Origin of the sequence: Salinibius halmophilus (genome assembly GCF_003577475.1) — a bacterium.
GTDB classification, from domain to species: domain Bacteria; phylum Pseudomonadota; class Gammaproteobacteria; order Pseudomonadales; family Natronospirillaceae; genus Salinibius; species Salinibius halmophilus.
The window spans coordinates 231,093-244,612 of the sequence record NZ_QPEP01000001.1; the positions used below are offsets into that span (position 1 = coordinate 231,093).

Annotated in this window: 14 protein-coding genes; 8 read left to right on the plus strand and 6 right to left on the minus strand. The window is 48.8% G+C overall.

All coding sequences use genetic code 11. The features are described 5' to 3' along the window. Positions 1–23 precede the first annotated feature (23 nt). Together epmA and efp are read right to left on the minus strand one after the other, a co-directional pair. Positions 24–953, minus strand: coding sequence for an EF-P lysine aminoacylase EpmA (gene epmA / locus DUW71_RS00990; RefSeq protein ID WP_119393366.1), 930 nt, complete (start codon positions 951–953; stop codon positions 24–26). Then, a complete protein-coding gene (gene efp, locus DUW71_RS00995; protein ID WP_119393367.1) occupies positions 953–1,525 on the minus strand; it encodes an elongation factor P in 573 nt (190 codons plus the stop codon). The genes epmA and efp overlap by 1 nt, the downstream gene beginning before the upstream one ends. 39 nt (positions 1,526–1,564) lie before the next feature. On the opposite strand from efp, the gene epmB reads away from it, so the two are divergent. The 3 genes from epmB to DUW71_RS01010 all read left to right on the plus strand — a co-directional run bounded on the left by epmB (position 1,565) and on the right by DUW71_RS01010 (position 6,434). Beyond that, complete coding sequence (epmB, locus tag DUW71_RS01000; RefSeq protein WP_119393368.1) at positions 1,565–2,584, plus strand: EF-P beta-lysylation protein EpmB; 1,020 nt, start codon at positions 1,565–1,567, stop codon at positions 2,582–2,584. Positions 2,585–2,628: 44 nt separating this feature from the next. Beyond that, positions 2,629–4,239 (plus strand): hypothetical protein, encoded by a 1,611-nt coding sequence (locus DUW71_RS01005; protein ID WP_119393369.1) that lies wholly within the window; start codon positions 2,629–2,631, stop codon positions 4,237–4,239. A 140-nt stretch (positions 4,240–4,379) separates the two neighbouring features. Beyond that, a complete protein-coding gene (locus tag DUW71_RS01010; RefSeq protein WP_119393370.1) occupies positions 4,380–6,434 on the plus strand; it encodes an EAL domain-containing protein in 2,055 nt (684 codons plus the stop codon). A gap of 68 nt (positions 6,435–6,502) precedes the next feature. Here the strand turns inward: DUW71_RS01010 and serB are convergent, their stop codons facing one another. Together serB and DUW71_RS17635 are read right to left on the minus strand one after the other, a co-directional pair. Further along, positions 6,503–7,708 (minus strand): phosphoserine phosphatase SerB, encoded by a 1,206-nt coding sequence (serB, locus tag DUW71_RS01015; protein ID WP_119393371.1) that lies wholly within the window; start codon positions 7,706–7,708, stop codon positions 6,503–6,505. Between the two features lie 5 nt (positions 7,709–7,713). Further along, the gene (locus tag DUW71_RS17635; protein ID WP_199671115.1) at positions 7,714–7,884 is read right to left on the minus strand and encodes a hypothetical protein; all 171 of its coding nucleotides are present in this window, start codon (positions 7,882–7,884) and stop codon (positions 7,714–7,716) included. A gap of 80 nt (positions 7,885–7,964) precedes the next feature. On the opposite strand from DUW71_RS17635, the gene DUW71_RS01020 reads away from it, so the two are divergent. The 5 genes from DUW71_RS01020 to gluQRS are packed head-to-tail and all read left to right on the plus strand — an operon-like array spanning position 7,965 to position 12,114. After that, positions 7,965–9,203, plus strand: coding sequence for a hypothetical protein (locus DUW71_RS01020; protein ID WP_119393372.1), 1,239 nt, complete (start codon positions 7,965–7,967; stop codon positions 9,201–9,203). Continuing rightward, the gene (locus DUW71_RS01025) at positions 9,203–10,201 is read left to right on the plus strand and encodes a FecCD family ABC transporter permease (RefSeq protein ID WP_119393373.1); all 999 of its coding nucleotides are present in this window, start codon (positions 9,203–9,205) and stop codon (positions 10,199–10,201) included. Before DUW71_RS01020 ends, DUW71_RS01025 begins: the two co-directional genes overlap by 1 nt. Further along, positions 10,198–10,974, plus strand: a complete 777-nt coding sequence (locus DUW71_RS01030; RefSeq protein ID WP_119393374.1) for a heme ABC transporter ATP-binding protein — start codon at positions 10,198–10,200, stop codon at positions 10,972–10,974. The genes DUW71_RS01025 and DUW71_RS01030 overlap by 4 nt, the downstream gene beginning before the upstream one ends. Beyond that, the gene (locus tag DUW71_RS01035; RefSeq protein ID WP_119393375.1) at positions 10,971–11,276 is read left to right on the plus strand and encodes a Rieske (2Fe-2S) protein; all 306 of its coding nucleotides are present in this window, start codon (positions 10,971–10,973) and stop codon (positions 11,274–11,276) included. The genes DUW71_RS01030 and DUW71_RS01035 overlap by 4 nt, the downstream gene beginning before the upstream one ends. Before the next feature lies 1 nt (position 11,277). Further along, positions 11,278–12,114 carry a tRNA glutamyl-Q(34) synthetase GluQRS gene (gene gluQRS / locus DUW71_RS01040; protein ID WP_119393376.1) on the plus strand — a complete coding sequence of 279 codons (837 nt, stop codon included), beginning with the start codon at positions 11,278–11,280 and terminating at the stop codon, positions 12,112–12,114. Here the strand turns inward: gluQRS and speD are convergent. After that, on the minus strand, positions 12,111–12,914 hold the full coding sequence (speD, locus tag DUW71_RS01045) for an adenosylmethionine decarboxylase (RefSeq protein ID WP_119393377.1): 804 nt from the start codon (positions 12,912–12,914) through the stop codon (positions 12,111–12,113). The two genes, gluQRS and speD, sit on opposite strands and share 4 nt — an antisense overlap. A gap of 95 nt (positions 12,915–13,009) precedes the next feature. Next, a complete protein-coding gene (locus DUW71_RS01050; protein ID WP_119393378.1) occupies positions 13,010–13,432 on the minus strand; it encodes an OsmC family protein in 423 nt (140 codons plus the stop codon). Positions 13,433–13,520 lie beyond the last annotated feature (88 nt).

A 13,520-nucleotide genomic window follows, 5' to 3' on the forward strand; every position in this document is an offset into this window, starting at 1 on the left:
CTAGGTTGAGCAGCTTTTTTTTATTAGCGGTTAGCGAAAGCGACTACCTGATCAATATCGCTGGCTTGCAACATCGCCATCAGCAAACGGTCAAACCCAAGCGCTACACCAGCACTGCGTGGCAACCCATGCGCCATGGCAGCCAATAGCTTTTCATCCAGCGCCACCGTCGGCAATTGATACTGCTGGCGAACCTCATTATCGTGCTCAAAGCGCGCTCGCTGCTCATCAGCATCAGTCAGCTCCAAGTAACCATTAGCCAGTTCTAGCCCCTGCCAATAAACCTCAAAACGCTGGGCGACCTCATGGCCTTGCCAATCTTTGCTGCGTACAGCCAAAGCAGCCTGCGAAGCGGGATAATCGGTTACCACAGAAATAACCGCCGGATCAAAACTTGGCTCAACAACATGCGTCATCAAGATATCCAAGCAGGCATTGCGGTCCAAATCCGATACATCAATCCACTCGCTTGCCAACGATTGTAGCTCAGCCAAGGTTGCCGAATGTGGATTTAGCCCATTGGTAGCCAGCGCAAACCATTGCTCATAGGTTCGCTGCACTGCGGCCACATGGCATTGTGCGGCAGTGCGAATCAAATCTATCACCTCAGCAATGAGCATCGGCAAGTCAAAACCAACTCGATACCACTCGAGCATACTGAACTCTGGTAGGTGCTTTTGGCCACGCTCATCGCCACGAAACACTTTGCAGTATTGCCAGCAATCACCATACCCAGCCGCTAGCAGGCGCTTCATCGCGTACTCAGGTGAAGTATGAAGAAAGCCACTATTAGTTTTTAAAGAGGAGATAAAAGGGTCACTGACTGGCTGATCCATCAGCAAGGGCGTTTCGACTTCCAGAACGTGCTGATGATAAAAGTACTCACGAACTCGGCGCAGCACCGTTTGTCGATGCTGCAGAGCCGAACGTGTTGCTGTCGGCTGCCAGTTCATTATTGCTTAGCGCGGCTGACGTACTCACGCGAGCGCGTATCAATGCGCAAGAACTCACCTTCTTCAATGAACAGCGGCACATTCACAACCGCACCCGTTGCTAGCGTCGCTGGCTTAGAGCCACCTTGCGCGGTGTCACCTTTTACGCCTGGGTCTGTTTGCGTTACTTGCAACTCAATGAAGTTTGGCGGCGTCACACTTAGAATAGCGCCGTTGAACAATACAATTGTGTAAACTTCTTGCTCTTTTAACCAATCTTTTGCTTCGGCAATGGCATTCGCGTCAGCACCTAGTTGCTCAAAGCTACCGTCTGTTTTCATGAAGTGCCAGAACTCACCATCGGTGTATGAGTATTCCATATCTAGCTCCATCACATCCGCTACTTCGATGCTATCGCCAGACTTGTAGGTTTTTTCTAAAATGCGGCCACTGCGGTAGAATTTCACTTTGATGCGGTTGAATGCTTGACCCTTACCTGGCTTAACAAACTCATTGTTGACCACAGTGCAAGGTTCACCATCAATTAGAAGTTTCGCGCCATTCTTGATTTCGTTGGTAGAATAACTAGCCATTTTTGGTTCTCACTCGTTATTGGATTTAATTTAGCCGCAATGATACCCCTAACTGATGTAAATGTGCATGCCACAAATGACTGGCAAAGTGAAATTCGCCAGATGATTCGCACCCCCGAGGCATTATTGGCTGCTGTTGGCCTGGGAGAAGAATGGCTACCCGCTGCACAAGCGGCGAGTAAACTGTTTCCTGTTCGAGTTACCCCGAGCTTTGTTGCTAAAATGCGCCAAGGCGACCCAAACGACCCCTTGCTTAGGCAAGTAATGCCGCTTGCCGAAGAGCTTTCCTCACCAGCAGACTTCATTGACGACCCGCTCAACGAAGAAGCTTACAATGTGGAAAGAGGAATCTTACACAAGTACCACAATAGAATACTGACTGTTACAACGAGTGCCTGTGCAATTCATTGTCGATATTGCTTTCGCCGCCACTTCCCATATCAAGATAACAGCCAAAGTCGCGCCCAGTGGCAGCAAAGCTTGGCCTATTTAGCAGACCACCCGGAGATAGACGAGGTAGTACTTTCAGGCGGCGATCCATTAATGCTTACTAACTCAGCCCTAGCAAGCCTACTCACCGAAATTGACCAATACCCAAATGTAAAGCGGATCCGCTTTCATAGCCGCATGCCCATAGTGACGCCAAGCCGCATAGATGATGAGCTGTTGCAGATACTTGCCAGCAAAGTGCAAAGTATAATCTTTGTGGTACACTCAAACCATGCCAATGAAATTTGCAAATATGTGGGCCATGCAGCAAAATTGCTAATAACTAACGGCGTTAGACTTTACAATCAGGCAGTACTTATGAGGGGCGTTAACGATAGCGCTCGATCATTACGCCGACTAAGTGAAGAACTATTTGCTATTGGTATTCAGCCTTACTATCTTCATTTGATGGATAGAGTAAAAGGTGCAGCGCACTTTGAGGTGCCAGAAAGTGAAGCAATACAGATACATCAAGATCTGCGCGCTTCAACTTCTGGTTATTTAGTGCCGCAACTAGCACGAGAAATTGCTGGCGAGCCATCGAAAACGATCGTGGCTTCTTCGGGATAAACGCTCGCAAGCACGGACTGCAACTAACAGAAGATGGAAGTCATATGCAATATACCTTTAAGCCGCAGGAAAGCATCTCGACGATCAGCTTTGCGCCAATGAGTGCAAGCGGCGTTCGTGAATGGCTAGAAGCATTGCCAAGAGCAAACGTGGGAGAATTATCACGCCAACTCTATATGGCACTTCAGCAACTATCTGTCCTGGCTACCAAACCAGCACTTGCCGCCGCCATACTACAAGAAACTTTGCCTCACCTAGAGCACACGGCTCAGCTATTAATGCAAAAGTTTCTGCTTGGCGGTCGGCGCGACGCTCAACAAGCGCAAAAAGCCATCAATCTTATTCACCATTTTTGCCGGTTAACCTATCGCTGTGCCAATAATCACCGTGTTGGCAAAATGAAGGCGCATAATCAAACATTGTTGGCCACTGAGCTATCCATTTTGCGTCTCGACTTACTCGCATATCAAATGTCTTACATGGATGTATCGAGTGATTACTGGGCAACTTTTAATGATTTGGTTGCTGAATGCATAGACAACAAATGGCTGGGTTTAGAAACTCGCCACGGACGTGTCGCCGACATACTTAAAAGCATTATTTTATTGTCCACCGCGCAAACTAATCAACTTCTAGCGCGCGATATTTTTGCACTGTCTGAGGTGCTAACCGACTGGGCCGGCGAAACCCATTTACAACCAAATAACCATGGCATCCTGTGCTTCCCTAAGACCAATTTAAAACCGGTCTCAAACCCTCAGATTGCCCAAAAGGAAAAAGCCGGCTTAAGCCTAGACACGCGCAAGCTCGCCTCGCAACTGGGCGATGCAGTAGCCGGTCAAGATATCAATCTTGCCATCCCCAATTCGGGAGGGCTCACCCTACTGACCCACGTGATGAAAGCCTGGTCGGGCTCCCTAGCTCGGCACATGCAACGCTCAGTGATCAACCATAACACTAGATGCCTACTGGGATTGGCCGCTATACATCAATCGCTCGATGCTTCCGGTGAACAGCAAGCTTTGTTTACCAGTGATTATAAGATTGCACTTGATCGACCAGATGAGCGGGATGTATGGAATGAAGCCTATCGAGGATCGTTTGTTGAGGCCATTGATCTACCGGAGCAAAAGTATCGACCACCCATGCTGACCGCTATTACTGTAACGGATTTGTCGCCAGGTGGTTATGGCATTCGGTGTAATGAGCCGCCCTCAATCTTTCAAACAGGTGAGCTAATCGGGATCGAGCAGCGCAACAACCAGCTGCATATTGGCTTAGTGCGCTGGCTCAAACAAGAAGGCAGTAGCATTAAAGCTGGTGTTGAACTGGTATCACCTAATGCAGAGGCTTGCCTCGTGCGTATTACCCACAGTTCAGGTCGCGATGAAGCTCCACAAAGAGGGCTTTGGCTAGAGAAGTCAGTCAAAGGTGGCAACCAACCGAGTTTAATCTTGCCAAGTGTCGCCTTTAAACCCGGCAATCAAGTGAAAGTAGATATAAGTCGAAAGACCTATCTGATGACCTTGGTCAGGAAAGTGAATGCCTCGGCTCGAATCTCGGTTTATCAGGTGAAACCAGTGGAAGAGCAAAAGCCGATTCGGCCAAACAAGCAACCTGATGACGGGTTCGATAGTTTATTTGAAATAAAATAAGGCACAGTAACTTGGCACAGGTGTATTTCTAACTACCAACGTTTTTGCCTTTGACAGCGCAGGCATTCCGCTATAGCTTGCAATGTAGTGTCAGTCCTTACCCGATTGACTAGTGTTAGGAATAATAATTGAGCATAGGCATGCCTAAAGACCAACCCATTCAGTTAATTCTGATTCACGATTCACAGTCGGAAGCTGAGCCTATAGTTGCCAAGCTTCGCCAACTTGGGCGACCTGTCCATAGCTATTTTATTGCCTCGGAAGGTGAACTTGAGCAGCAGTTATCACAGCGCCAGTTTGATCTAGCAGTAATTAAACTAGCAACACAAACGGTCAATGCACTTACCTGCATAAAATCTTTGCGCCAACAGCAAGCAGCAGTCCCCCGCTTAGTCATGATCGACGAGTGGAAGGACCAAGCAGTTAGCCAAGCGCTAGCACTGGGTAGTCATGCCATTTGCTCAGAATCGCAACTCGATCTGCTACAGCAAGAGGCCAAACAGCTGCTGGAGTTCATCGCTGCCAAGCGTGAAGTGAAACAATTAAAACTAGCCTTACAAGAAGCCGAGCAACGCAACAAACTCTTGTTAGACTCGTCAATGGATGCCATTGCCTATGTGCATGAAGGCATGCATATTTTTGCCAACCAAGCTTATATGGAGTTGTTTGGTTACGATGACATGGAGGAGCTGTCCTGTGTGCCAATTATGGACATGGTGGATGCCGGTGACCTGCCAGAGCTAAAAAAACACCTAAAGCAGTACGACGACAACGCCAGTGCTGTCATGCCATGCCAAGCTGTGCACAGCAATGGCGAGCAGTTTGCAGCGCGCATTACCTTCTCAGGTGCATTTTATGAAGAAGAGCGCTGCATTCAGTTAGTCATTCGTCGCAACGATGCCAACAATGCGGAGCTACAAGCCAAGTTAGACCAAATCAAGCAACAAGACCTGCTCACTGGTTTATTGAACCAACAAGCTTTCAATGAAGCGGTTTCTGCAGCCCATGGAGCAGCACTGCGCTCATCTAAAGCGCACCGCTCTCTACATTATATTCAGCTTACGAACATGATGCAGATTAAGAGTGATTTGGGCATTGCAGCGGCCGATGTGGTATTAGCTGATGCGGCCGAGCAACTGCGTAATACCGCAAAAGTTGGTGAACTAGGACGTTTAGCCGATGATGTATTTGCTTGGCTAGCACCAAGTAATCTAGCCTCTCCTGAGGGTGGCGCGCGCAAACTACAGCAAATTTTATCTCAGCACCTATATGAGGTAGAGGGTAAAACCATTCCAGTGAAGGTGGTAATTGGCGTATCACTCATAGATGAAATGTGTGACGACGCCCGACAAGCCTTTACTGAAGCACACCAGGCAGCAAACAATGCCAAGGTAAACAACCAACCGGTACAAATGTTTGACCGCTCCGATGCTTCTAATGTTGCCGATGAAGGCCTAGCCAAGCAAATTGAGCATGCGCTTAAGTATGATCACTTCAGCTTACGATTCCAGCCAATTGTTAGCTTGCGCGATGATCCACAAGAAACCTACGAAGCCTTGTTAAGGATGAAGGTAGGCGAGACGGAGCACTTCCCGCACGAAATTCTTGCCACGGCTGAGGCCGCTGGCTTAGCAATGGAGGTAGACCGCTGGGTAGTGGAAACAGCCATTACTGAGCTGGCAGAGCATCGCCGCCAAGGTGCTGATACCAAACTACTCATCCACCTGACACCCTCTACTGTGCGAGACTCTGCTTTCTTACCTTGGGTAAACGGCACTTTGCGTAAGAACCGCCTTCCGGGCGATTCCGTGGTATTCCAAATTTCAGAAGAGAACGCCCTAACCTACTTGAAAGCAGCAAAAGCCTTTAGCAAAGCACTAGGCGTGCTTAAATGTCGCTTAGCCATTGGTGGATTTGGCTATATGGATGACGGTCTGAGCCTACTGAAGCACTTGCAAGTAGATTACGTCAAAGTCAGTGGTGAGTACGTGAAGCAACTGGATACCGACGAAGGTACCAATAGGCTGAAACAATTAATTGAACTCGCCAAACAACACGGCGCTTCAGCCATTGTGCCGCAAATTGAAGACGCTTCTACACTTACCACGCTATGGAGCTGTGGCGCAGACTATATCCAAGGTTATTATCTCCAAGAGCCAAGCTCGGATATGTCTTTCAACTTTTCGCCTGAATAAAAAAAGCACCCTCTGGGTGCTTTTTTTATTTTGCTGGCCTGGCGAGAGCCATTACTTTTTAAACGGCACTACATGGCATCGCGATCACGATAGCCTAATAAGTATAAAATACTGTCTAAACCAAGCGTCGAAATTGACTGTTTCGCCGATTCTTTAACAATGGGTTTGGCACGGAAAGCAATACCCAACCCAGCAACACTCAGCATTGGCAAGTCATTCGCCCCATCCCCTACGGCAATCACTTGCTGTAGGCGAATACCCAAGCTGGCGGCGATTTCTTGCAGCAGCTCTGCTTTGCGAGCGCCATCAACAATGATCCCTTTTACTTGCCCAGTCACTTTACCATCGACTATTTCTAGCTCGTTTGCATGAATATAATCAATGCCTAAACGTTTCTGCAGATATTGAGCAAAGTAGGTAAAACCACCTGAAATAATGGCAGTTTTGTAGCCTAGCGTATTAAGCGTAGAAATTAGGTGCTCAGCACCTTCGGTAATGACCAAACGCTCGGCAACCCCTTGCAGCACATCTTCGCTTAGACCCTCTAACAAGGCTAAGCGCTGGCGAAAGCTTTCTTGGAAGTCAATTTCACCACGCATTGCCGCTTCAGTAATGTCCGCAACTTGCTCACCAACCCCTGCTTCAATGGCGAGTTCGTCGATCACCTCTGCTTCAATCAGCGTTGAGTCCATATCGAAGACAACCAAGCGGCGGTTGCGGCGCCAAATGCTGTCCTCTTGGAAAGCGATATCCACATTGTGCTCAGCAGAAATATTTAAGAAAGCGGCTCGCATCGAATCTGAGTTAGTCGGCTGACCATACAGACTCATCTCAATGCAGGCCTTAGAGCTATTGGTGTCGCTTTGTAACGACTCGCGACCCGTTAAGCGCGTAATGCTTTCTATGTTCAACCCATGCTCAGTCACAACCGCCGACATCTTGGCAATATGCTCAGCGGTGATTTGACGTGCAAGCAAGGTGACAACGTGCTTTTGTTGCCCTTGACTGGCTACCCAGCTCTCGTACTCAGCGCTTTTTACTGGGCTTAGCTTTAGGGTTAACCCCAGCTCGTGCGCCTTAAAGAGTAAATCACGTACTACCTGCGACTGGTCGTCCGGCAATGACACCAGCATGCCCAAGCTGACGTTATTGTGGATGACAGACTGCCCCATATCGAGGATACGCAAGTTGGCTTGCGCCATAATATGAGAGAACTGTGCTGTGATGCCGGGTCTATCAGGCCCGGTAACCGTTACAAGAACAATATCTGACACGTTTATTAGTCCTGCTGCTGAGTCAACTCGATAACACGCGCCACTTCAGCTTCTAGTGCTTCGATCAAGTCTTCTGTTTCATGAGTCGACATTGCACGTTTGCGGTTTTTGCCCATGCGGAACAGCCCAAAACGGATGGCCTCAAGGCGCTGCTGCAGCTCTTCTTGTTTGTTCATCTCTAACTCTCCAAATTGCCCATAGCGAAAACTTTCTAAGATAGGTATTTTAGCTACTTCATTGACGGATTACAGCACGCATGTTCAGTAAAGCGACAAAAGAATACTTAAAAGTTAGCCTGCCGTTGGTTTTGGTATGTTTATTTACCATCATTGCCCTGTTTTTGTTATTGATTCGGCCGATGCTGCTGAACCAACAAAGCTGGCAGCAACAAAACCTTAGCGCCATTGCCGATATGACCAGTAAACAAATTGCCGCCGACGTATTGCAGCAAGACTGGTTGGCCGCTCAAATCGTGTTAGCCGACATCATCAAACTACCAGCGGTGGGCGCTCTTGAACTGGAATACGCTGATCGGGTCGAGATCCAACTCGGGGAACTATCAAGCCAAGACAATTGGCAAACCTTTCCCGTGTCATACAACGGCAGTCAAGTTGCGCTCATTCGTTTGCAAAACTCAACCACCCTGATGTACCAACAAATCGCCACGCTGATTAATGGTGCGATTGTTTTGCTCGCCATTGCAATAGGTGTTTCAGTGTTAGCCGCCGTGCGCATGCGCCAACAATTTCAACTTCAGCGCAAACTTGTTACCCAACCGCTAGCGAATTATGCACCAACACATTTAAGCAAGCGTCTCGAATCCGTGCAGTCGGTAGGTGACATGACTGAACTAATTAGCGAATGGCTGCCTGAACTACGCTTAGCCATTACTGCGAACCAACAGTTAACGAGTCAGCAAATTAATCGACTACGGCGTAACATGACGCAAGAATTGGTGCAAAAGTCAGGCCAGCACATCGTTTTGTGGGCCGACAGTCCTTCACAAAACGATGACCAACGCCAACGCATTCAGCAGCTGATGTACCGTATAGCGCCGATGTACCAAGGGCGCTATAGCCCAGTAAACAACGCCATTGTATTTGCCATAGAACAAGAGCTCAGTGAAGCCGCTTGGCAAGCTGTGTGCTGTGCTTGGGTCATCCGTGCTACCATTGCCGACGATGATCTTGCCATCGCTCTACATAGCGGCGAACTGCGCATGCAGGTTGATGATTACTGTGGCCTGAAACTAGCCAGAGCTAGCGGTACCATGATTGAAAATGGTCAGCGCATGACTCAGTTTTGCCCTGCTAGCGCCATACTGATTAGTGAACCCACGTTAGATTTGCTTGACAGCGACCGTTTGCAAACCACAATGCACCGCGACATGCCATTGCCAGATGGTGAGCTGCTATCGCTGTGGTTGCTCGACGATTTGGCCAACCCCTATGGCTCTGTTCTTAACCGACAAGCGCAGCAACTGGAGTTAACCTAGTGCCCGCTGGAAAGCTACTTTTTATTGCCACATTAATTGCCCTAGCCGCCATGGTGCTGACCGCGTTAGCAATTGGTGGCGCCCCGTTGGCGCTATCGCAGGTGATCTACCAACTTGGACATCCATTTCAAGGCGACACGCCAATCAACAATATTATTTGGCAGTTGCGCGTACCCAGGGTGTTACTTGGCATTATCAGTGGTGCCTTGTTAGGCATCTGTGGCGCTACGGCACAAGGCATTTTTCGCAACCCACTAGCAGAGCCCGGCCTGATTGGTGTGACCGCTGGCGGGTCGTTAGGCGCCGTCATCGTAATAGTTTTCTGGACCAACACCCCGTTATTTGTTTTACCCCTAGCGGCATTTGTCGGTGGTCTGCTCGCTACACAGTTAGCGGTAAAGGTCGCCAAGCTTGCGGGTAATCAAACCATTACGCTCATTTTAGCCGGTTTAGCCATTAACATTATTGCAGGCGCCGGCGTTGGCATTGCAGCGTATTTTGCCGACGCCAATCAACTGCGTTTGATCTTATTTTGGAACCTTGGCAGCCTTGCCAGCGCTAGCTGGTACAAAGTACTCATTAGTGGCGCCTTATTGATTGCCGTGGTTCCCCTCATTTGGCAACAGTGGCGCTTGCTCAATGCGCTCTTGCTTGGTGAGTCGGAAGCGCGACATCTAGGCTTTGCCGTGCAAAAACAGAAAAAACGCTTAATTATTTGGATGTCGGCAGGGGTTGCCGGTGCCGTTGCGTTTACTGGCACCATAGGCTTTATTGGCCTGATAGTGCCGCATATCGTGCGCTTATTGGTCGGCCCTGATCATCGTTGGGTGCTGCCGATTTCCGCTACGATTGGTGCCACGTTTTTACTGCTCACAGACCTGATTGCCCGCAGCTTGTTCAGCCCACTTGAGCTGCCGCTTGGCATTTTAACCGCTCTGATTGGTGGGCCAATTTTCATTTGGCTATTAGTCAGACAGTACCGCAGGAGTATGGTATGAGCTTGTCGGTCGTTGGCATTGAGGCCTATCAAGGCCAGCAACAAGTGCTGAAAGACGTCACGCTCACGGTGAAACCCGGCGAGCGAATTGCCGTGATTGGTCAAAATGGTGCCGGTAAATCAACACTACTAAAGTGCATGACCGGCGAGCTCACACCCAAGCGCGGCAAGGTCCTGCTAAATAAAAAGCCCATTCAGCATTGGGATGATGAAGAGCGCGCGCAATTGATGGCGGTTCTGCCACAGAAGTCGACCTTAGGCTTCGACTTTTTAGTAGAAGAAGTGGTGGCCTTTGGGCGCTACCCGCACAATACCAGTCACCGGCATAACCAAAAACTGATCAAGCAGGCGCTAGAACACGTGGAACTAAGCCACTACCGTCAACGTCACTACACACAGTTATCTGGTGGTGAGCAACAACGCGTGCAGCTAGCACGGGTACTGGTGCAAATTTGGGAGCAAGTAGAGCTTGGCCACCGCTACTTGTTATTAGACGAACCGACCAACGCCCTCGACTTACATCATCAAGAAGAGTTATTTAAACAAGTGAGTCTATTTGCCCGCCAGGGAATCGGCGTGTTATTTATTTTGCATGACGTCAACCTTGCTGCCCGCCATGCCGATCAAGTGGCCATCGTACACCAAGGGGTTATTGCAAACCTAGGACACCCCCGCGACGTATTAACTGAGCAAGCGCTGGCCGAGTGTTTTGGCCTGCAAGTTGCTCAGGTTATGCATCCAACATTACAGGTGCCGCAGTTTATTCCGCTATGAAACAGTTTATTGTTGATCATATCCAAGAAGGTTGCGCAGCTAGTCTAACGCGCGAGATATTTGCTGTTCGCCGTGGTGGCCAGTTATATGTGTACCAAAACGAATGCCCACACTTGGGGGTGAACCTAGAGTTTCAAGAAAACCAGTTCCTCGACAGCCAAGGCGCTCACATCATTTGCAGTACCCATGGTGCCTTGTTTGAGATTGCTACGGGCGAGTGTATTTTTGGCCCTTGTAGTGGTGACTACCTTGAAGCCATAGAGTTTGATTGGCTTAACCCTTCAACCATCACGATAAGATAGTATGTACATTGGTCGTTTTGCGCCGTCTCCCACCGGTAAATTACACCTAGGTTCATTGTTTGCGGCCGTGGCATCATGGCTAGATGCGCGCGCTGCAGGTGGGCAATGGTTGATACGAATTGAGGATTTGGACCCACCACGCGAAGAGCTAGGGGCGAGTCAACATATCATCGACACGCTAGCGGCCTATGGTTTGGTATCAGATCAACCGATCATTTTTCAATCGCAGCGCCATGAAGCCTATGAAACCGCGCTCTCAACATTACAAACAACCGGCCAGTTATTTTGGTGTCGCTGCTCGCGCAAGCAACTAGCAGGCCTACCTAGCTACCCAGGCACCTGTTTTGCTTATCAATCTACCCGCCCTGATGCTGCAGCTAAGTTTAGAGTGGATAATTCACTGTCATTTAACGACCGCTTGCAGGGCCCACAAGACTACCCACCGTGTGAGCCATTTGTTGTGCGCCGCCGTGATAAATTATGGGCTTATCAGTTAGCCGTTGTGGTTGATGACGCCTTTTCTGGGGTAACCGATGTGGTACGGGGAATTGATTTGATCGACTCAACACCCATGCAAATCGCGCTGCAGCAAGCACTTGGCCTGCCAACACCAACCTATGCCCACTTGCCGGTAATCGTAAATCCTGATGGCAGCAAGTTATCGAAACAAAACTTGGCGCAGCCTATTTCGGTTAACAATAAAGAAGAGGTGCTACAAAACGTTTTAGCAAGACTAGCAATCGATGTGGCGCAGGGGCCGGTAGAACAGATGTTAAAACAAGCCGTGTTATTGTGGCAGCCGCAGCGGTTACGTGCGACTACCACACAAGCGCTTTAATCGCGCGTAGGCATATTGCGGGCGTAGAAGATTTCCTGCATTTCGTGCTGCAAGCGACGCTCTATGTCAGCCTGTTCCGCGTCGGATAGCTGCGCAACACCCGCACCAAATAGATAATCATCGAGATCAAACTCACGACGTAACATTTTGGTGTGGAAAATATTCTCTTGGAATACATTCACGTCGACCATCTGATACTTCTGGCGGGTTTCTTCCGTCATGTAATTCTGGATCGAATTAATATCATGGTCGATGTAATGCTTGGTTCCGTCGATATCACGGGTGAAACCGCGGACTCGGTAGTCTACCGTTGCGATATCAGAATCTAACGCGTGGATTAAGAAATTCAAAGCACGCAACGGTGAAATCACCCCACAAGTCGACACGTCGATATCGGCACGGAATGTACTAATGCCATCATCTGGGTGACTCTCTGGATAGGTATGCACGGTAATATGAGACTTATCAAGGTGAGCAACGACCGATTCTGGCAGTGGACCAGGTGCTTCTTCAGTCGTATCAGCACCCAGGTGCTCTACTGGATGCTCAGCAATCAGAATGGTAACACTAGCGCCATGCGGCTCATAGTCTTGACGAGCGATGTTTAACACATTGGCACCGATGATCTCGGTCACTTGTTCAAGAATCTCAGTTAACCGGTCGGCACTGTACTGTTCGTCGATATAATCGATGTACTCTTTCTTTTGCTCTTCGGTTTTCGCGTAACAAATATCATAGATATTGAAACTGAGCGATTTTGTCAGGTTGTTAAACCCGTGGAGTTCAATGGTATTCTCCATCGCGGCTGAGCCTCCAATAGTAGCGGAGTGGATCAAAATTGGCCGCGTATTATGCGGCCAATATCACCCAATCACCTAGTTTTTTTTGCGACTTTTTAGCTCGCTTCAACAATTTTTACATCATGGGTAATGTCTACGCCAGCGGCAGCCAGCATAATCGATGCAGAGCAATACTTTTCGGCTGACAGCGCCACCGCACGTTCTACTTTTTTGGCGTTTAGATTGCTGCCCGTTACTTCAAAAGTTATGTGAATTTTTGTAAACACTGCCGGCACGGCATCGGCTCGCTCGGCAGTAAGCTTGGCCACGCAGTCGCTAACTTGCTCACGCATCTTTTCCAGCGTTGTCACCACGTCGAAACTCGCACAGCCACCCAAGCCAGTTAAAATCAGCTCCATTGGACGGAAGCCACGATCCTGACCACCGTATGACTCAGGCCCTTCCATAATAACTTCATGGCCTCGTTCTACCGAACCGGTGAACATTACCCCTTCTTTCCAAGACACTTCTGCTTTCATTGCGCTATCCTCAAATAGTGACAGGGCGCAAGACTAATAAAGCCAGAACAACTCAGCAATAGCCAGATGCGATAAAAACCGACATAAT

Excerpts from the sequence above, each read along its gene's own strand:
- epmA (WP_119393366.1), bottom strand. The coding sequence starts at position 953 with ATGAACTGGCAGCCGACAGCAACACGTTCGGCTCTGCAGCATCGACAA.
- efp (WP_119393367.1), bottom strand. The coding sequence starts at position 1,525 with ATGGCTAGTTATTCTACCAACGAAATCAAGAATGGCGCGAAACTTCTA.
- epmB (WP_119393368.1), top strand. The coding sequence starts at position 1,565 with ATGATACCCCTAACTGATGTAAATGTGCATGCCACAAATGACTGGCAA.
- DUW71_RS01005 (WP_119393369.1), top strand. The coding sequence starts at position 2,629 with ATGCAATATACCTTTAAGCCGCAGGAAAGCATCTCGACGATCAGCTTT.
- DUW71_RS01010 (WP_119393370.1), top strand. The coding sequence starts at position 4,380 with ATGCCTAAAGACCAACCCATTCAGTTAATTCTGATTCACGATTCACAG.
- DUW71_RS17635 (WP_199671115.1), bottom strand. The coding sequence starts at position 7,884 with ATGAACAAACAAGAAGAGCTGCAGCAGCGCCTTGAGGCCATCCGTTTT.
- DUW71_RS01020 (WP_119393372.1), top strand. The coding sequence starts at position 7,965 with ATGTTCAGTAAAGCGACAAAAGAATACTTAAAAGTTAGCCTGCCGTTG.
- DUW71_RS01030 (WP_119393374.1), top strand. The coding sequence starts at position 10,198 with ATGAGCTTGTCGGTCGTTGGCATTGAGGCCTATCAAGGCCAGCAACAA.
- DUW71_RS01035 (WP_119393375.1), top strand. The coding sequence starts at position 10,971 with ATGAAACAGTTTATTGTTGATCATATCCAAGAAGGTTGCGCAGCTAGT.
- gluQRS (WP_119393376.1), top strand. The coding sequence starts at position 11,278 with ATGTACATTGGTCGTTTTGCGCCGTCTCCCACCGGTAAATTACACCTA.
- speD (WP_119393377.1), bottom strand. The coding sequence starts at position 12,914 with ATGGAGAATACCATTGAACTCCACGGGTTTAACAACCTGACAAAATCG.
- DUW71_RS01050 (WP_119393378.1), bottom strand. The coding sequence starts at position 13,432 with ATGAAAGCAGAAGTGTCTTGGAAAGAAGGGGTAATGTTCACCGGTTCG.